This window comes from Acinetobacter sp. SwsAc5 (assembly GCF_013391485.1).
In the GTDB taxonomy this organism is placed as follows: Bacteria; Pseudomonadota; Gammaproteobacteria; order Pseudomonadales; family Moraxellaceae; genus Acinetobacter; species Acinetobacter towneri.
The window spans coordinates 35,530-55,629 of sequence record NZ_JACAXD010000002.1; the positions used below are offsets into that span (position 1 = coordinate 35,530).

Consider the following 20,100-nt stretch of genomic DNA (forward strand, 5'->3'; position numbering starts at 1 on the left):
TAAGGATTTGCCATGACCACTTATAAACACTTACTTGTTCCAGTAGATGAGTCACCTATGTCTTATGCTGCAGCCGAACAAGCACTTTCATTGGCAAAAGATCTAAATTGCCCTGTTACTATTATGAGTGTAATTGCAGTTGATCCTTTTGTAGGCGTGGACTTCTACAAAGTTGCACCAGCAATTACCGATTATTTCATGCAGGCTGAACAAAATGCACAAAATCGTTTGGCTGAAATTCAGCAATCGTTTAGCCGTGAAGGTATTTCGGTAGATACCAAAATTATCCGCGGTGTTGCAGCCTCTGAAGGGATTGTACAAATTGCCAATGAAATTGGTGCTGACCTGATTATTATGGGTTCGCATGGCCGTACTGGCGTGAAAAAGATGATGCTCGGTAGCGTTGCTCAAAACGTACTGACTCAGTCCCCTGTTCCTGTTTTGATTGTTAAGGTTTAATTCAATACTGACTGTGCTCTGTCACAGTAAAAGACAAAATAAAAAAATCCCGTTCGCCAATGAACGGGATTTTTCTGGATAAAACTTTTAAAATTTTTCTAAATTACATATTTTATGCAATCCAGTTGAGTTGAATATTCATCAGACTAAAACTTAATTAACCCGATGTGGTAAACGGAACATTTCATGCGTATCGGTATAAAAACTGCGACCATCTAAATTCAGTTCAATTTCCTGACCACATTCCAACAACACATGTTTTCCGACTTCGACCCATTTAAAACCATCACGGGTATTTTGCTTTTTCTTTGATGCCACCAAAGACACCATAATTTCACGACCATTCACTGCTTTCGCAAGCATTGTTTGCATTTTTTTCAATATTTACACCAATTCATTTATAACTTACACATCAAGCTCAAATTAAAATTTTGAGCATAGTTTTTTAATACAACAACATTCATCACACTTAATTTGCAGTGCATAAAATAAATGCAGCACAGCATGATGATGAATAACTACGAGAGAATAGAGATATTTTTATTGTACAAGTTACACTATAACATAGATTTAAAGTCTTTGCAGCATCGGCTACAAATTTGTAAAGATAAACTTAATAAAACAAAAATTTCTTAATCAAACCTTAATCATTTTCGTGAGATAATCTACCCCAGACACAATGGATGGTGTTTGATCGCACAAGCCCACTTCGGTGGGTTTCTTATTAGGCTAACTAAATAACGATAACAAACTTTATCTTTCTGACGTTTATCTTCTGATTTTTTATCTACAAATTTCAAAAATAAAAAAGAGTATGGATTTTTTTAACCCATACTCTTTGTGTGCGACTACGCTACTCCATTAGCGCATAGTCACAAATTCTTCTGCAGCAGTTGGATGAATTGCGACAGTATTGTCAAAATCTTGCTTGGTCGCGCCCATTTTGACCGCGACTGCAAAACCTTGCAAAATTTCATCCATGCCATAGCCAATACCATGCACGCCCACGACTTTCTGTTCATCACCAACGCAGACCAATTTCATTTTAGACACTTGACGATGCTGAGTTACAGCCGTGTACATTGAGGTAAAAGAAGATTGATAGACTTTGACCTGATCTTGCCCAAACTGTTCAATGGCTTGTGCTTCGCTTAATCCCACCGTACCAATAGGCGGATGACTAAAGACCACTGTGGCAACATTTTGATAATCTAAATATTCATTTGGTTTATTGTTGAATAAGCGCTCAGACAATTTGCGTCCTGCTGCAACAGCAACGGGTGTCAGCTCAATTTTTCCAATAATATCGCCCACCGCATAAATACCCGCTTGGCTAGTATTTTGGAATTGATCTACACTGATATATCCTTTTTCATCAATCTGCACATTTGCAGCAGCCAAGTTCAATGCTTGTGTATTTGGTTTACGTCCAACTGCCCAAATCAAGCAATCAACCTCGTGCTGTGAACCATCTTCAAGGTGTAATAACAAAGACTGATCTGCTTGGCGAGTAACTTTCTTTGGAATGGCTTGCGTATGCACTTGGATATGTTCATCACGCATACATTCAAGTAATGTTTCACCTAAAAATTGATCTAAACTACGTAGCGGTAATTGCTTACGAATAAACAATCCGACTTCTGAACCCAACGCATTTAAAACACCTGCTAACTCTACGGCAATATAACCCGAACCGACAATTGCCGTGCGTTTTGGTAACTGTTGCAATTCAAAGAAACCGTTTGAATCAATTCCTAGCTCTGCCCCTTCAATATCTGGACGTGTTGGCTCAGTTCCTGTGGCTATTAAAATGTGATCTGCAGTGTATTGCTGCTGATTTACTTCAACTGTTTTTTCATTTACAAAACGAGCAAAGCCCTGAATCACATCAACATTGTTTTTAGCTAAACCTGATTGATACGATGCATGGATACGCTGAATATAAGCTTGACGATTTTGAATTAACGTATTCCAATCATGCGATTTTAATTCAGTATTAAAACCATAATCTGGGCCGTATTTTTGAATAGCATCGGCGATTTGCGCAGAATACCACATCACTTTTTTAGGCACACACCCCACATTGACACAAGTCCCGCCCAAATCTGCAACTTCAATTAATGCACATTTTTTACCATATTGCGCCGCGCGATTGGCCGAAGCAATACCACCACTTCCTGCCCCAATTACCAAATAGTCATAATGTTTAGCCATTTCATGCCTCAATTTTTCGTGATTTTTTAGATACTCATCTGCAGAAATTCAGCGCAGAAAAACATTCATTTTCATCAAAACTAACACATAAAACTGCATTTCCCAAGTCAGCCATATTGTCTAAATACACAAAATCGACACACTGTCATTCAATTGATTTCACTGCCAATAAAACTGACTATTCACTTAAATTTTACGCTTTTAAGGCTATAATATAAATTTGATTTTTTATCATTGGGGTCAATGTGAAGCAGTGGGTTTACGTTCTGATATGTAGCTTTATCACTTTCGGCTGTTCCCCATCCCAACCGTCAGATCAAGCCCCAAGCATGTTTGATGAACTCGATCTCATCAATACCAAAATGAATGAAATCTTGCTTCGCGATTTAGATAACTATTCTGCAGATGAGCGCAAACATATTATTTGTGAAGAATATACGCAGATTTACAAACATGAATATATGCCAATTGTACTTAAAAATTCTAAACCTGAAGATCGGCAATATAACGAGAAAAAATTACTTGCTGAATTAAATGAAACTTACACCAACTACAGGAATGATTATCAAATTCGCTGTGACTAACTTTAATTGTTTTTAATATATTCCAGCCACAAAAAAGCCATTTCAACGAATTGATGAAATGGCTTTTAGTTTTTTAGCTTAAACCTCTAACATACCATTTAGGGTTTCAACCACGTTTTTAGATTTCACCACAGACTGCAAATTTAGCAACGCTGCTTGCACTTGGCTACGTTGTGGCTCTGCCAAAGTGTACCAACGCGACAACACCTGCAATAAACGCGAACCTACAATTGGGTTTTTCTCATCTAAATACTTGGCTAAGTCAATAAAATGCTGAACACCAAAACTCCATGTATTCACAGGGTTGCTATTTAAACCACCACTGACTGAACGAATACGGTTAGGTGTACCCAAATCATAATCAGGATGTGCAGTTAAAGCCTGAATGGTTTCAGCTGTCGCTTTTGGATGTGAAGCTTGAACCATAAACCATTGATCAAGTGCTAAAGCTTCATCTTTAAAACGTGTATAAAAATCTTCCAAAGCAGCTTTGGCTTGCGGTGCATCATTCCACACCAAGACACGCAATGCCCCTAAACGCTCAGACATATTTCGAGTTGTTTGGTATTGCTGCTTTGCCAGCTCAAACGCTTCGGCATCGCCCTGACGTGCCATTAACGCCAACATGATATTCTTTAAAGCACGTACACCCATTGCCTGAGAGAAATCTTGCTGCATGTCTGGATCAAGGCTTAAATAGGTTTCTTTGCAGAATGCACCAAGTTCGCGCGCCAATGTATCTAACAGCGCATTGCGTTGTTGCTGAATTTTTTCAGGTTGATAATTTTGATCAATACGGCTGCCCAAATAGCCTTCAGAAGGTACATCAAAAATACGTGATGCCAACAAAGGATCTTTTTCAATTAAAGCAGGTACTGTATTTTTCATGGCTTGCAAATAAGTATCTGCTGCATGTTCTTCCAATAAAATACGTTCCAATAGAGTCTGAGTCGCCTGCCACTGGTTAAAGCCATTGGTTTCGTGCTGCATTAAAAATGCCAATTCATCATTAGAATAGTTAAATTCTAAATTCACAGGTGCAGAAAAATTACGCAATAAAGAAACAACGGGATGCGCAGTTATACCGCTAAATTCAATACTTGCTTGTGCCTGATCAAACAAATACACACCATCTTTTACTGAGTTTTCAACCAAAGCTTCAGACTGCAAAATATATTGCTCGCCTGTTTCTGCATTGAACAATGCCAATGCAACAGGAATAGGCAATGCTTTTAAGTTTGGATATTTGGCATTGCTTTTCAGACTTTGTTTTAAATTTAAACGATAAACCTGCGCAGCCGCATCGTATTCGCCCTGCACTTCAAGCTTTGGTGTACCTGGTTGATTGTACCAAGTCAGGAAATTAGATAAATCGACACCTGAACCTGCGCTTAAAGCATTGACCCAATCTTCAACCGTGACTGCTTGTCCATCATGACGACGGAAATATTCATCACTACCTTTACGGAATTTTTCTTCACCGAGTAAAGTCGACATCATGCGGTTAATTTCCGCACCTTTTTCATAGACTGTTGCGGTATAGAAGTTATTAATTTCTACAAAATGATCTGGACGTGGCGGGTGCGATAACGGGCCAGAATCTTCGGGGAATTGATGTGCTTTGAGCACCGCCACATCATCAATACGCTGTACTGCGGCAGACTGTAAATCTTCAGAGAAAGATTGGTCACGGAACACCGTTAAACCTTCTTTTAAACACAACTGGAACCAATCGCGGCAAGTAATACGGTTACCTGTCCAGTTATGAAAATATTCATGCGCAATCACGGACTGTACGCGCATAATTGCGGCATCTGTGGTGTATTCTTCATCGGCCAATACACATGACGTATTGAAAATATTCAGACCTTTATTTTCCATTGCGCCCATATTGAAGGCACTGGTCGCCACAATCATATAATTATCTAAATCATACGGCAGACCATAGTGTTCTTCATCCCAACGCATCGAATGTTTTAACGCTTGCATAGCAATTTTGCATTTTGGAATGTCTTTTTCTTCTGCATAAATTTCCAGTGCAACATTACGCCCTTCAGATGTCACATAATGGTCTTTCATGACTGCCAAATCGCCAATCACACAAGCAAATAAATAGCTTGGCTTTTTGGTCGGGTCTTGCCAAATCGCATAATGACGACCTTCGCCTGCTTCACCTGTTTCTAACAAGTTGCCGTTTGCCAATAACACAGGATATTTTTTATCGGCTTCAACACGTGTGGTAAATACCGACAATACGTCTGGGCGGTCAGGATAGAAGGTAATTTTACGGAAACCTTCAGGCTCGTTTTGGGTAACAAATAAATCAGAACTTGCCTGATATAAGCCTTCAAGTTGCGTATTGCTTTCAGGATGAATGATCACGATGGTTTCTAACGTGACTTGATCAGGTGCATTTGCAATGCGAAGCTGCTCACTATCTAATTGATAGTCACTTTCCGATAATTCCGTGCCATTCAAAATAATAGATTTCAATTCTAAATCACGGCCCAATAACACCAAATCGCCTGCAGTCTGACGCTGCATTTTCAATGTTGCACCCACTTGGGTGTAATCTGCATAGACTTGAATATCTAGCTCTACAGCATCTACCAAGAATGAAGGTTTTTGATAGTCTTTTAAATAGATAGTTTGGCTGGCTTCAACCATAGGATTTGCTGCAATATTCATCTTGTCCTCATTCTTTGTGGCGATGCGCTTGTTTTTGTAAAGTTGCAATGATCATACGACAACTTTCAACATCTGTCTGCGCACAATCTATTTCAGTCTTGTTCAACAATGCTGATTTATATGGGCGCTCAACCCAAGCTTTTCAATCCTATCTGGATTAATCCTGTACAAGTAACATAAAAGCAGACTGTTTAAATCAATACCTGTATTGCTATTACGCGTAAATTTAATATTTTGATATGCAACTTCACTTCAAATACGACCAACACAGGCTAATTTTGATGATGATCAAAAGCACAGAAGCTTCCACCTTTCAGTACACAAGCCATGTATAATGACATATCACGATTTACTTGAGCTTCTATTTCACAATGCTACAAATTCTGCAAAAACAATTAGATGAAAGCACATTATGCCCTTTGTGTCAGGCATCTATGTATTGGGTAGAAGCAGAACAATATGAGCAGGAATTAAATTTTCACCAATGTAGTCATTGTGAACATCGCATCTTTCAAAATAGCCAACAACAAAACTGTCATTGCGCAAGCTGTACCCAACAACGCAAAAAAATCATGGCGGAAACCCGCTTGCAAGAACAACAAAAATTCAAAAAACAGGATGCACCTGAACGCGAATTAAATCAGCTGCGTTTTATAGATAAATTATTTTTATTGAGTATTTTAGATCAGCATGCACAGGAACATATTCCACATGAAGAATTTATAGATTGGGAAAAAATCAAGTATTTAAATATTACCCCCAACTATTTTTTCCAGCACGGCATGATCAAACATTTGCTAAAAGAGCAAATATTAATTGCCAAAGATTTTGCGGAAAATGCGCAGCAATATTATATCAATGTCCGTTTAGATGGTTATTCTGAACCAAGCTTATTCAGCATTGCACAACAATTACGTTATTGGTTTTATGAAAATCTGAGTATGGGCACACCGTTCAAAACAGCAGATGAAGTCAAAGATGCGCTGTATTTATTGCTGTATCAAGAGATTGTGCAGTTTATGCAATTTTATTGTCGGACTTGGGGAATACAAATTGCGGGCAACCATAGTTTTCAGAGCTTTTGCTACCGACTTTTAGATGTCTTGGCGGTTGGGCAAATTTATTACTTGGTGCAAACTGCTTTGGAATTTTTATACCAACAAAAAGCACTCAAACCGCGTAATGAAAACTTTATTAATACCAATTTACTGAAAAAGACTGTGCAGCAATACCGAGAACGGTCAGTGGCTGAAAAATGGGAGACCTCTACCCTGCCACGCCCGCCTAATTTGCCTTTCAGCTATATGAGCGAAATTTTATTCTTCCGCTTTTTGGGTTATGACGAAAGGATTTTCTTTCAACCTGTGTGGCGTTCTTGGCGAAAAATTGAAGCACGACTTAAGTTTTATTCACTCAAACGCTGTATGCATTGCGGATCGGATGAACTGACTGTCGATTATGACGCAGAAAATTATGTGTCCTTATTTTGTCGCAACTGCAAACATCAAGATCATTATTTCACTCAATAAAACTTTGGTGAAGATGATAGCTACACCGTGTCACTGCGCAAACCAATCAACTGCGGCTTAAGTTCACCATAACACTCACAGAGGATTACAGTTTTTCGATGTGATAAGCACCTAATCTACTTTTATGTTTAGTGCTAAATTGAGTGCCGTTTCAGATAAAGTTTTACCGTCTAATTTACAAATACACATAATGCCCCAACCATCAAAATAATCAGGCGCGTGCTGCAAAAAGAAATTGGAATGTACATCTTGCGGAATTCTCAAATGCATCAGTTGCTCAAAACTTCGTGCTGGAGAATGAGTTTCATGCACATATACGCCTTCACCGCGCTTTTGAATTTCAGGATACCGTGCCGCCATAAGCTGCAAAACTTCATGATATTCCTTAGGCATAGTTTTCCCGACTCTTGGGAAAAAACTTTTAGAACGCGAAGCAAACAAAGAATAAATCTTCGGTTGATTAATGCTAATCACAAACCACAATGGAATAAATGGATTTTTTAAGCGTCGATTCAACATGGCTTTGACTGCACTTGGAATCGTTAAATTTTGTTTTTGATATTCAGACAAAAAACCCGCTCGTGAATTGACCACATGCATAGGCTGTTCATTATAATGAATCAAAATAAAAGGAATAACATTTTGCCCAACCACTTGATCTCGATCATGATATTGAATAACCATGACTGCGATTGCATCGGGGTCATAAACAAAGGCTTTAAATTCTTCTAAACTCGAATTTGGAAAGATTTTTTGATCGAATTGATAAATTTTTTCAAAAAAATACGATTGCTGCTGCATTGAAAGCGCTTTAAAGTCAAAAACTGTTTCTATTAAATTCATAAAAACAACCCAGTTTCATATTTAAAGAGAGACGCAAAATTTTTTTAATTGGTCAATGCATTAATAATATGACACATTTTAATTACATAATTTTACAATCATTATAGTAAGTTATTAAAAAATATCCAATTTCATTAAAATTAAAACTAAGTAGTTCATTTCAATAAAGTTTTTACCAAATATTATAATTAAAATTGAATACCAGCATTAATCCACCATATTTTGTGACGCAGTTTACATTATTTTATGACAAACGGTATTGATAGGCAAATTTATATTGTTTTAATAAGTTAAATTCTAATTTATTTCATAGCTTGCGCCCCTATTTTTAAATCAGTTAGGCAAGCTGAAATATCACAATCTATGCTGTTTTAAATGTCATTCATTATTAGATTGAAATTTTACGCATAAAAATAAGGGCTGAATAATCAGCCCTTATTTGATCTTGCTTATCGCTCAACACTCGAACAAATCATAGATTTGCTCTTGCGTTTGCTTTTCCTAACTTAGGTCAACTGAGCAGCAGCAATTTTCTTGGTGTCTACATTCGCAGCAGCGTCTGTGTAGCTTTCCATCTGGTCAAAGTTCAAGTACTTGTAGATGTCAGCAGACATGCTGTCGATTTGAGAAGCGTACTGTTGGTATTCTTCTGGTGTTGGTAACTTACCAAGTACCGCTGCAACAGATGCAAGCTCAGCAGAAGCTAAGTAAACGTTTGCACCTTGACCTAAACGGTTCGGGAAGTTACGTGTAGAAGTAGATACTACAGTTGTGTTCGGTGCTACACGTGCTTGGTTACCCATACATAATGAACAACCTGGCATTTCTGTACGCGCACCCGCTTTACCATAAGTGTTGTAGAAGCCTTCTTCCATAAGTTGACGCTCGTCCATACGAGTTGGAGGCGCTAACCATAGACGAGTAGATAAAGAACCACCAGGAACTTTGTCTAATAACTTACCAGCAGCACGGAAGTGGCCGATGTTTGTCATACAAGAACCGATGAACACTTCATCAATTTTGTCACCTTGAACGTCAGAAAGAAGTTTTGCATCATCTGGATCGTTCGGGCAGCAAAGGATTGGTTCTTTGATGTCTGCAAGGTCAATTTCATACACTTTAGTGTATTCTGCGTCAGCATCAGCTTTAAGAAGTGATGGGTTCGCTAACCATTTTTCCATGTTCTCAACACGACGAGCCATAGTACGCGCATCGCCATAACCTTCAGAAATCATCCACTTAAGCATGGTGATGTTTGAACGAAGGTATTCAGCAACTTTCTCTTCAGAAAGTGTGATAGAACAACCAGCAGCTGAACGCTCAGCAGAAGCATCAGACAATTCAAATGCTTGTTCAACGGTTAAGTCAGTTTCCATTTCTGTTAAGTCGATTTCTAAGATACGACCAGAGAAGATGTTTTTCTTACCTTTCTTCTCTACAGTTAAGTCACCTTCTTTAATTGCGTAGTAAGGAATCGCATGTACAAGGTCACGTAAAGTGATACCAGGCTGCATTTTACCTTTGAACTTCACAAGTACAGACTCAGGCATGTCAAGTGGCATAACACCAGTTGCTGCAGCGAACGCTACAAGACCAGAACCCGCTGGGAAAGAAATACCAATTGGGAAACGAGTATGCGAGTCACCACCAGTACCTACTGTATCTGGAAGAAGCATACGGTTTAACCAAGAGTGGATAATACCGTCACCTGGACGTAAAGAAACACCACCACGGTTCATGATGAAGTCAGGAAGCGTGTGTTGCATTTGAACGTCAACTGGTTTTGGATACGCAGCTGTGTGACAGAAAGATTGCATTACTAAGTCTGCAGAGAAACCTAAGCAAGCTAAATCTTTTAATTCGTCACGTGTCATTGGACCTGTTGTATCTTGAGAACCAACAGTAGTCATCTTAGGTTCGCAGTAAGTACCTGGACGAACACCTTGACCTTCTGGAAGACCACAAGCGCGACCTACCATTTTTTGAGCTTGAGTGAAGCCTTTGCCTGTGTTTTCAGGTTGTACTGGAGTACGGAACAAAGTAGATGGTGCAAGACCTAAAGCTTCACGCGCTTTAGCTGTCAAACCACGACCAACGATCAAGTTAATACGACCGCCTGCACGTACTTCGTCTAGAAGCACTGGAGTTTTAAGTTCAGATTCAGCGATTTGTGCGCCGTCTTTGAACGCTGTTACTTTAGCAGCAGCATGGTCGATCTTAAGAGTGATTTCATCACCCATGTTCATGTTAGAAACGTCGATTTCTACAGGTAAAGCACCCGCATCTTCCATTGTGTTAAAGAAGATTGGCGCAATTTTACCGCCTAAGCAGTAGCCGCCATCTTTTTTGTTTGGAATGTGCGCGATTTCGTCACCGAAGAACCAAAGTACAGAGTTAGTTGCAGACTTACGAGAAGAACCTGTACCAACAACGTCACCTACGTAAGCAACTTGGTTGCCTTTCGCGATAAGGTCTTTGATTTGGTTTAATGGACCAACTTCACCAGGAACTTCTGGGTTGATGCCATCACGTACGTTTTTCAACATTGCATTTGCGTGCAATGGAATGTCTGGACGGCTCCAAGCGTCTTGTGCAGGTGACAAGTCGTCAGTGTTGGTTTCGCCAGTAACTTTGAACACTGTAAGTTTGATTTCTTCAGGTACATCTTTACGGCTAGTGAACCATTCAGCATCAGCCCAAGATTGTAAAACTGCTTTCGCGTTTTCGTTACCTGCTTTTGCTTTGTCTGCTACGTCATGGAACGCATCAAATACAAGCAAAGTGTTTTTCAATGCTTCAGCTGCTAAGCCAGCCAATTCAGCATTGTCTAAAAGCTCTACTAAAGGTGCTACGTTATAACCACCAAGCATTGTACCTAGTAAGTAAACTGCGCGCTCTTTAGAAACGAGTGGAGAGGTTGCTTCACCTTTTGCTACAGCAGCTAAGAAAGCAGCTTTAACGTATGCCGCTTGGTCAACACCTGCAGGTACACGGTTTTCAATCAAATCAACCAAATAAGCTTCTTCGCCTGCTGGTGGATTTTTTAATAATTCAACTAATGCAGCTGTTTGCACATCATCAAGTGGCTTCGGTGGGACTCCGAGTGCGGCACGTTCTTCAACGTGTTGGCGGTAAGCTTCTAGCACGGTGTTATTCCTCTTTTTTAAAAAATTATTTGTGAATTCCTGCTTTTAAAGCATCACAAACAATATGGACTGCAAAATTTTACTAAACTTCCGGTTAAAAGTTAATGCAACTAAAGTGTTTCTTTGTGATGCCCATTATTTTATAACTAAATGATGCGCATATTGTTCAATTTACAGGCAAAACACGACTTAATTTTAACTTTGTCTGTATGTACACTAACTTTTCGCCTAAAGTTTAACTCGTAAAAAAGGCAACGCTCATGTTGCCTGTTCTAATGAATGAATGATATTCCACCTTAGTGTACTGTCGTAGCTTGAAGATAGTGCTGTAATTGTTCGCGACTACCTTCAAACTTGAGTTGAATTTCATCTTCATGCAGCATACAGTGTTCTGCACTGGTAAATGAAATTTGAACTTGATATATCTTTGCAGGTGCATCAATTTGCTGACGTAAATACACCCGATCACCTAAACTTAAAACATAATGACTACCGCCAATTACCGCGACACCTTGTTCATCTTCTAAGAGCAAATCTGCATTATGCAGGTAAGCAACCACTTCCATTATGCGCTCCTACTGTTTTTGTTATGTTTTTAATTATTCATGAAAAAGATAAGCTTTGCCAGTTTTAAGATTTAGAACTTGTCACAATTTATTTGTTATTTATTTTAGTTTTAGACGTTTGATTCACTTAGGCTATTTTTTGATAAAAGATAGTAGAAGTACAAAACATATTTCAATTTTAATTCATAAAAAAACCGTTCTTTTAGAACGGCTTGTAATCAGGCATTTTATCATGCGGTGTCGCGATACATTTTTCAGTAAATTGCGTACGGACTTTTTCACGTGCCGCATCAACATCACCATTAATTTCTTCAAGTGGCAATGCATAGACTTGCTCAATAATCTCTAAAATAAAATTACGAGTAATGTCATCTTCAATTTTATTGGCATGCTCAATCGCACGTTCTTTTTCAATCGCATTTTGACGATCTAGCATGATGGTACGCGCAGCATTGCCAACACTTCGGCAATAGCCTTGCCATTGTTCTTCAGGGGTTAAGGGTTTCTTTTCTGCACAGCCCATTAATGCAAGCACTGCAGTCACCACCAAAATCTTTTTCATTGAAGCTCTCCTGTTGTGCTTATGATAATCAAAAGTTGGCATAAATACGAAACTATCCATGCACAAGCTTAAAAAATGCGCTCTGGTTGAACGTACTTTTTAGTGAGGTTGCTGTTAGAAGCGCCAGTTATAGAAAATATCCACGGCGCGTTCTAAAGCTTGGCTAGCTTCCAAATACAGTCGTTTATTCATTTGATAACGCAAAGTCAACTTATTGACAGGTGTGAAAACCCCCACGCCATAACGAATAAACAAGTCTGGGGTGATATAACCCGTCAAACTGACTTGGGTATCATCGCCTGTACCTTGGGCATCAAGTGCCAAACCACTTAAACCGAATGTACGTCCAATTTGATTGGTCAAGGCACGTGTACCACCCAATCCCATACTAATACCTGCCGCTGCAATAGTATTGTTGACGTCTGACTTAAAGCTTTCAGTCTGACTCAAACCACTGGTACCTTCATTGATACGACCTGTAATCAAAGCATTTAATGCTTCTTGTTCAGATAAGCCTGCATCGTTATACACTTGAATGTTCGGACTGCTGGCTGTGCCTGTAACTCTAAAGCCGACCATGCTGCCCTGTACATTTTTATTGGCATCCATATCTAAAGTTGGGTTAGAAATTGGGCCATTAAAACGCGCAATGGCACGGTTCAAATCCAGACTTTGTCCATAGGCTTCAATTTTCACACGCTGGCTGACCCCAATCGCACCATTGGCACGCATCGCAGTTTCTAAACCACGTTGAGATAAATACAAACGTCCAATCAGTGGAATACGGCTATTAAAACCTTGGAAAATGACCCGATCACCCAAATTCAATTCAAGATCGGCACGAATATCCCATGGACGAGCTGAACGTAATAATGCCAGTTGATCTTGTCCTTCATGTACCACACGCACATCCGAAGACACGTTAACCACAGGTGCAGACACTTCAGGCATAGAAATTAAAGCCCGAGGTACATCTACACGTCCTTTTAAACTCAGTTTTTTCTGGAAAGGTAAAACATCTAAGGATACATCTGGCGTAATCATTGCAGTAATTAGCGGTGCTTGACGAATTAATAAGTCTTTACCGTTTAAATTTAACTGAATACGCGGATCATTTTTCCAATCCACACTGCCCGTTAAACGCCCTACACCACCACCGCTGTTAAATGCGCCATTAATGCTGGCTTGATCTTGGCGGATAGAGGAATAGACCTGCACATTGGTCAGATTTACAGGTAACGAAATCATGCTGATCGCACCATCTTTAAGGCGCATTTCACCTGTGAGCAATGGTGAAGTTAAAGTCCCATTGATCTTGCCAGCAAAGGACAAAATGCCTGCCATTGAGCGCACATCGGCAATAAACGGTTTAAAAACTTTAAGTTGTACCTGATCAAAGGCAATTTCACCGCGCATTGGCATGTTTTTAGTGTAAGGATCAATCAGCACATTGGCATAACCTGTACCAATTTCAGGTGTTTTCACATCTATGCGTAATTTCAAGCCTTCGGCAATGCTTTTTGCGACCACAGCCACTTGTTCATAGCGCAAGGTTGAGCCTATATCTTGTGGATCGTCCGCAGCAAGTCCAATGACGCCATCACGCGTGACCAAATGTGCATCAATTTTTGGCTTCTGTCCTTTTGCCCACGCCGCTTTGGCATACCCATTAACCTTGCCTGTAATCGCCAAACCTTCAGGCATAAATGCAGAAAAGTCATTTAAGTCTAAGTTTTGAGTCACAAATGATGCATTGGCTTTGGTTTTACTCACACGAATAGGTTGATCAAAACACAATTGGCTTTGCTGACTCATCCAACAATGCGCACCAACATACAACTCACTGGTTCTATGTTGATAAATCACGGCTGCGTTTTGGCGCTGTGCCAAGTGGGTTCTTAAGGAGTCAAAATCTCCTTTCTGAATTTGTCCCATCCAATCATTTTGTGCATTTAAACCACCCGCCAATTGTACATAAAACTTACTCAGCTTATTTTCGGCTTCTAGTTTTAAAATATGTGCCTGACGTGTACCTGCTAAAGAAATCTGCCCTTGCTCGATGCCACGGTTGCCACTGCGTAAATTTTCCATGGATGCCGTCATCAGCGTTGGCGTATTTTCAGAGGTTGGCAATTCACCTTGTAGGCGCAATTTACGCACGCTGAAAATATTATTTACACTGAACTGATCAACAGCGAAATTGGCAGTGGCTTGTAAGCGTGGCTGCGACTGCACATTGATATAGCCATACGCACGTCCACGTAAACCTGAATAGATTTCGTATAAAGCAGGCGCATTGACTTTAATACGCAGATTTTGTGCATTCCCCGTTGCTTGTAACTGATTTTTGGCATAAGACAAAAATAGATTATTGGCTTCAAACTGTTGTGGTAAAAAGCCTTTTTGATTAGCATCAATCAACATGGCTAAATTCCCCGTACCACGTACAGGTTTATTATTGAGCATGCCTGCCAAATTCAGACGTTCAATGTTGATCCGTTTTTGAGTGTCTGACCAAATACCTTGAGTGCGAATATTGCCCGATAATTCACCACGTACACTGGACACAAAATAGTGCGGCTTAAAGCGAATTAAAGAAGCGTTTAAATTCCAGCTCACCCCCTGATTCAAATGCAGCAAACCATCCGCCACAATTTGCCCTGCAACACCATTATGGCGTAAGTCGCTAATTTTAATTAGTTCCTGCGTACCCGATAATTTTAGTTTTAAATGTCCTTCACTGCCTTGAATGGCACTGGCATTTAACCCACCATCATAATTCACGGCAAAACTTTTAAAGCCACCACCAGCTTTCACATCATGGAACAATAAAGCGATGGTGCTTTGCCCAGTTAAATGTACGTTTTCATTTTGATTGACCAAACGCCCTGTCAAATTAATATCTTTCAAATGAATAATTTGCTGATTCGGCAATGCAAAACCATTGGCTTTAAACTGCCCATTTAACACATTAACAGGTGCTGCGGTGCTGATACTTTGCGGATTAAAGTTTTTCGCAGCCAATACCGCATTCCATTTCAACTGACGTTTATCAGTTGGTAAATCAATGACGGCGCTGCCTGCCAAATGACTATCTGCAGTATCAAATTTAAAATTAGGAATATTTAAACGATTATTCTTTAAATTCAATTTGGCTTGGTACATGCCCGCAGGTAACATGGTTTTTTCATGTGTGCTGACTTTACTCGCCACAAAAATATCTTGCTGACCTTCTACCAAGGCCAATTGCACATCACCCGATTCACTTTTCAACCAACCCACATACGGCACAGCACGGTCTATGTTGTTCCAGCGCACATCAAGCAACATCGGATTTGCCGCTTTGCCCTGCGCAGGTTTTTGATCGAGTTTTAAATTCCAAGTTTCATATTGGTCAAAATCGACTTGTGCAGTTAAGTGTGTGCCTTTTTCCAAATGACCTTTAGATGCTAAATTGGCATCTAAACTTGGCGGTAAAAAGTCTTTGACCACTTGAGGAATTAGTGGATCTTTAGGATTAATTTTATCCAGACGTCCTGTTAAATCCCAATTGACTTTTTTATCCCAACTGACAATGCCCGCTACATTGGCAGCACCTTGCATAAGTTGTGCATTTAAATTACTGATATTCAGTTGATGAACTAAATCGGTATACATCAGACCTGTATATTGACCTTTAGGGATGTGTTTACCGCTCAAATCCGTATTGACATCAATATCTAAACGCTTGATATCGCCTTTAAATTTAGCTGCACCTGCTTGGGTAAAAAGTTCCTGCTCGGTCAAAATAGGCCAACGGTAGTTTTTAAATTGTAACTCACCAAACATTGGCACTTGCTTACGCATTGGATGCAACACTACCCATCCCGTGAGCAAATCAGGCGTATTTGTTGCAACACCCGCCTGAATCGTGTCGAGTGTGCCTTTGCCTACTACTTTAATATCGTGAATATTTAAGCTGTCATGTAAAGAGGGAATATTTAAATCACCCACCACATTAAGCGGATATTTACCTTCAAATTTCATATCGCCTGTGGCATTGCGTACATTCAAATATCCCATATCCATATTGGAATCTTCAAATTTCAGTTCTGTACCCGACCACAAGGCATTATTTAAATCAATATCGTAAAAATCGACCTGCGTACCAGAGGCGGTTTGAATCAATAAATGATCGACATCGGCAGTGTCTAAACGCAAAACAAAAGGTAAGCGAATTTCATTGAATTTGAATGGATCATCACTTGGTGGGCCTTTCGGATAAATCCGCAGATTACGCACATCGGCACGATTGAGATGGATTTCTTTATCTAAAATGGCACGCCAACCAAGAATGACATCGGCACGGTCAATTTTGACATCAACAGGTTTTAAACTGACGATGATATTGCGCAGAATAATCCCGCGCCATAAATTACCGCCTTCATATTCATAATGAATAATTTCTTGGCGCTGCAATACGCTGTCTAATAAGAACTTTGAGCCACGGTCTGTTGAGAACATCACCACCAAAGCGGACACCAATAAAACCAGCATCAACAGCAGTGACAGTAAAACACTCCTGAGTATTCGACGCTTTTTAGGTGGCGTTACTGGAGTTTCTGGTTGCTGTTCAACTTCAGCCATAATGTTCTCTAAGTCTTAAATTTATAGTTGAGAGCCAATAAAGAAATGTAAACGGATTGGATGGTTATCATCTGAAATACCAGAAGCCACATCAATCCGAATTGGGCCAATTGGTGATGCCCAACGTACCCCCAAACCTACGCTATATTCGGTGTCGTTGCTAAAGTCTTTATCGTAAGCATTACCAAAATCACTAAATACTGCTGCGCGCCACCCCTCTTTAAATTGATAGTTATATTCTAATGAACCAACCGCCAAAGCCTGACCTCCAATTTTAAAGCCTTCAATTTGTGGTGTTAAAGACTTGTAGTCAAAGCCACGTAAAGACTGGTCACCACCAGTAAAATAACGCAAATTATAAGGCACTTTATTAAAATCTTCGGTGTAGATATAACCTAAGTCACTGCGTCCGACAAACTGATGATCGTCATTTTCACCCAATGAATAAATAAAACGCCAACCTGCATTTAGAATGGCTAAATCTGCATCGCTGAGCAGTGATTCACTCCCCAGTTCTATTTTATAAATTTGGCGGAAACCTTTGCTTGGGTTAACACGACGGTTACTGTCGGTACGTGAAACTTCATAGCCAAGCAATAACGATTGTTGCTCGACATCACCATTGGCAATAAAGGCATCAGGCACTTTTTCCAAAAATACAGTGCCATCTTCAGTTAAGCGATCCAGTCGATAACGCAAGCCAAAAGTATGTTGCCAACTGCCCATTGGGTTTTTAATCACACGGTCTACACCTGCAACCGCAGATTCAATCATCAAGCCGCCACCTTGTGCAACATCGTCACGTTCTTCACGCTCATAACCGCCAACCAACGCGACATAATCATTCAGTGGATGGTTATAAGGAATGTTATAGCGTCCATCAATGGCTTGACGAATTTGTGAAAGCTCCAAGTTGGCATCGAAAGAGTGACCACGTTTATTGACAATGGCACGGCGATATTGCCCACGCAAACGTACGCCTGTGTCAGTTCCGTAACCCGCACCGACTTCGGCACTATTTAAGCGGTCTGCATTTAAAGTCACAATCACAGGAATTTTTTTGTCGATACGTGCCTGTTGTTTTAAGCGTTCTTCTTCTGATTGTTTGTCTTCTTGCTGTGCTTGTAGCATGCGCAGCTTATCGTTGCTCGCACCTTCTTCTGTGCCTGCAAACTCAGCTTCATTCACCACAGATTGCGTCACTTCCTGAGATGACACCACCCGTTTTTGATCGACGACTGTGGCATCGTAAACAGAGAGTTTTTGTTGATCGACCAAAGCCTGAATATCAGGCGGTAATTCCAAAGGATACTCGACAGGATCAGGGCGAATTGTATCAACCAAGGTGTAGTTAAAATAACGCGAGTTGGTGAGGTTGTTGGCCAAACCATTCACACGCCAAAAAGTATAGTCGGCATTGTCCTGCCAAGTGACCATACTTTGCAGAATATCCATATCTAGCGGGAATTCTTGGTTTGGATCGCTCATACGAAATTCGACGTTACCGAGTTTATAACGCTCGCCTGTTTCATAACGTAAATTGATATCGGCTGTATTTTGAGGTTGAGCGACTTTAACGTCATGCAAACGCCAGTAACTGTCAAAATAACCGTTATCTGAAGCGGCATCGGTAATTCGTTTTTTGGTTTGCTCATACAAACCATGATTAAACACATCATCTACTTCTTGATCAGGCAAGACACCAATAACCTGAAATTGTGCCTCGTATTGTCCTTCACCTGTAAATTCAATATTTTGCTGTTTAATCGCCACAGGTGGATTTGGCACAACCTGCACACGCACGCGGCTATCACTGAGTTTTTCAAACTTAAACTCGGCATTATAAAAACCCACCGCCTGCGCAGCCTGATTTGACAACGTACGCAGTTGCGGCAATGCCGATGGAAAATCTGCAAAAGATTCCTGGGTAAAACTGGAAAGTTTGGCCTTAATATTGGCACTTAAATGATCCACCGCTGTACGATAAGCATCGGGCGACACTTCTCCAATTGAGTTTTGTGTACCATTGGCGCCATTTGCGGTAATGACTACATCTGCACTAATACGCGGCACTTTGGCTGTGTTTAGCTCACGCGGTGGACGGACTTTATACAGTAAACGTCTGAAAAAACCGGGTTTATCGGCATTTTCGACCTGCGTCATCCAGCCCAATTCAGTCATTAAGGTATCGTTAGGATTGGCTTCCACTACAAAATTACTGTCTGCCTGAATATTGGTTATGAGCTGATCGACATTTACAGGCGCTTGATCAATTTGCAGTAGCTCCTGCTGTGTTGCGTCTTTAACCAACGTTTCTGGCACTTGACCATTGCGGTCTAGCATCGCTTCTTGTTTGGCTTGTTCTGCCACCTGAAAAATTTCATTGGCAAGCCCCTGATCTACAGGTGCAATGGGTAAATCTTCTAAGTCTTCAAATTCGATAGGCTGAAATTCAGCAAAAGATGCCCCTGCCTGTTGTTGCTGTTGCAGCATTTCTAGACTATTAAATTCAGGTGTTTGCGCTTGCTCTAAAGCTTCTTCTATTTTTTGTAGATCTTGGGCACTGTCTTTACCTTGTGCTGCTGCCAGTTGTTTAATTTCTGCAGCTAAATTTTGTGCTTCTTCTGCAGTTGGAGTCTGTAGCGGTACAGGATTTTCAGCAAGCTGAGCGTTTGAATTGGGTACAGTAAGACTTTCTGCAAAACTTGAAGATGCAACTAAACCTAAAAACAGACTTAGTCCGAGCTTTTTCGGCATATTCCAGCATAAAATTGCATGCATACTGGAACACAGTACTGATTTTTTAAAGTTTGTATTTACAAGCATAAAAAACTCTAAACTGATTTAATTTTTATGGAAAAACCCCAATGAACCCGCGTACAA

Annotated in this window: 12 protein-coding genes; 3 read left to right on the forward strand and 9 right to left on the reverse strand. The window is 40.1% G+C overall.

Annotated elements, in window-relative coordinates:
• Nucleotides 1–12: 12 nt before the first annotated feature.
• Nucleotides 13–459 carry a universal stress protein gene (locus HYG89_RS01380; RefSeq protein WP_004973247.1) on the forward strand — a complete coding sequence of 149 codons (447 nt, stop codon included), beginning with the start codon at nt 13–15 and terminating at the stop codon, nt 457–459.
• A 153-nt stretch (nt 460–612) separates the two neighbouring features.
• Here HYG89_RS01380 and HYG89_RS01385 read toward each other — a convergent pair whose 3' ends face one another.
• Both HYG89_RS01385 and gorA read right to left on the reverse strand, forming a co-directional pair.
• Nucleotides 613–831 (reverse strand): hypothetical protein, encoded by a 219-nt coding sequence (locus HYG89_RS01385; RefSeq protein ID WP_004973244.1) that lies wholly within the window; start codon nt 829–831, stop codon nt 613–615.
• 489 nt (nt 832–1,320) lie between these two features.
• Nucleotides 1,321–2,673 carry a glutathione-disulfide reductase gene (gene gorA, locus HYG89_RS01390; RefSeq protein WP_178865752.1) on the reverse strand — a complete coding sequence of 451 codons (1,353 nt, stop codon included), beginning with the start codon at nt 2,671–2,673 and terminating at the stop codon, nt 1,321–1,323.
• A gap of 245 nt (nt 2,674–2,918) precedes the next feature.
• Between gorA and HYG89_RS01395 the strand changes: the two genes are divergently transcribed.
• Nucleotides 2,919–3,257, forward strand: coding sequence for a hypothetical protein (locus tag HYG89_RS01395; RefSeq protein WP_178865754.1), 339 nt, complete (start codon nt 2,919–2,921; stop codon nt 3,255–3,257).
• A 78-nt stretch (nt 3,258–3,335) separates the two neighbouring features.
• On the opposite strand, the gene pepN is transcribed toward HYG89_RS01395, so the two are convergent.
• Complete coding sequence (gene pepN / locus HYG89_RS01400; RefSeq protein ID WP_178865757.1) at nt 3,336–5,945, reverse strand: aminopeptidase N; 2,610 nt, start codon at nt 5,943–5,945, stop codon at nt 3,336–3,338.
• Between the two features lie 371 nt (nt 5,946–6,316).
• On the opposite strand from pepN, the gene HYG89_RS01405 reads away from it, so the two are divergent.
• Nucleotides 6,317–7,474: a hypothetical protein gene (locus HYG89_RS01405; protein WP_004973232.1), complete on the forward strand. Its 1,158-nt coding sequence runs from the start codon at nt 6,317–6,319 to the stop codon at nt 7,472–7,474.
• Nucleotides 7,475–7,585: 111 nt separating this feature from the next.
• Here the strand turns inward: HYG89_RS01405 and HYG89_RS01410 are convergent, their stop codons facing one another.
• The 6 genes from HYG89_RS01410 to HYG89_RS01435 all read right to left on the reverse strand — a co-directional run bounded on the left by HYG89_RS01410 (nt 7,586) and on the right by HYG89_RS01435 (nt 20,043).
• Nucleotides 7,586–8,317 carry a hypothetical protein gene (locus HYG89_RS01410; protein ID WP_178865759.1) on the reverse strand — a complete coding sequence of 244 codons (732 nt, stop codon included), beginning with the start codon at nt 8,315–8,317 and terminating at the stop codon, nt 7,586–7,588.
• Nucleotides 8,318–8,823: 506 nt separating this feature from the next.
• Nucleotides 8,824–11,463, reverse strand: coding sequence for a bifunctional aconitate hydratase 2/2-methylisocitrate dehydratase (locus HYG89_RS01415; RefSeq protein ID WP_096900892.1), 2,640 nt, complete (start codon nt 11,461–11,463; stop codon nt 8,824–8,826).
• A 296-nt stretch (nt 11,464–11,759) separates the two neighbouring features.
• Nucleotides 11,760–12,029, reverse strand: a complete 270-nt coding sequence (locus HYG89_RS01420; RefSeq protein ID WP_004973220.1) for a hypothetical protein — start codon at nt 12,027–12,029, stop codon at nt 11,760–11,762.
• A 202-nt stretch (nt 12,030–12,231) separates the two neighbouring features.
• Nucleotides 12,232–12,591: a hypothetical protein gene (locus HYG89_RS01425; protein WP_004973219.1), complete on the reverse strand. Its 360-nt coding sequence runs from the start codon at nt 12,589–12,591 to the stop codon at nt 12,232–12,234.
• Nucleotides 12,592–12,705: 114 nt separating this feature from the next.
• Nucleotides 12,706–17,217, reverse strand: a complete 4,512-nt coding sequence (locus tag HYG89_RS01430; protein WP_178865761.1) for a translocation/assembly module TamB domain-containing protein — start codon at nt 17,215–17,217, stop codon at nt 12,706–12,708.
• A 21-nt stretch (nt 17,218–17,238) separates the two neighbouring features.
• On the reverse strand, nt 17,239–20,043 hold the full coding sequence (locus tag HYG89_RS01435; protein WP_178865763.1) for an autotransporter assembly complex family protein: 2,805 nt from the start codon (nt 20,041–20,043) through the stop codon (nt 17,239–17,241).
• Nucleotides 20,044–20,100 lie beyond the last annotated feature (57 nt).

Coding starts and splice junctions, on each gene's coding strand:
- HYG89_RS01380 (WP_004973247.1), top strand. CDS start 13: ATGACCACTTATAAACACTTACTTGTTCCAGTAGATGAGTCACCTATG.
- HYG89_RS01385 (WP_004973244.1), bottom strand. CDS start 831: ATGCAAACAATGCTTGCGAAAGCAGTGAATGGTCGTGAAATTATGGTG.
- gorA (WP_178865752.1), bottom strand. CDS start 2,673: ATGGCTAAACATTATGACTATTTGGTAATTGGGGCAGGAAGTGGTGGT.
- pepN (WP_178865757.1), bottom strand. CDS start 5,945: ATGAATATTGCAGCAAATCCTATGGTTGAAGCCAGCCAAACTATCTAT.
- HYG89_RS01405 (WP_004973232.1), top strand. CDS start 6,317: ATGCTACAAATTCTGCAAAAACAATTAGATGAAAGCACATTATGCCCT.
- HYG89_RS01410 (WP_178865759.1), bottom strand. CDS start 8,317: ATGAATTTAATAGAAACAGTTTTTGACTTTAAAGCGCTTTCAATGCAG.
- HYG89_RS01420 (WP_004973220.1), bottom strand. CDS start 12,029: ATGGAAGTGGTTGCTTACCTGCATAATGCAGATTTGCTCTTAGAAGAT.
- HYG89_RS01425 (WP_004973219.1), bottom strand. CDS start 12,591: ATGAAAAAGATTTTGGTGGTGACTGCAGTGCTTGCATTAATGGGCTGT.
- HYG89_RS01430 (WP_178865761.1), bottom strand. CDS start 17,217: ATGGCTGAAGTTGAACAGCAACCAGAAACTCCAGTAACGCCACCTAAA.
- HYG89_RS01435 (WP_178865763.1), bottom strand. CDS start 20,043: ATGCTTGTAAATACAAACTTTAAAAAATCAGTACTGTGTTCCAGTATG.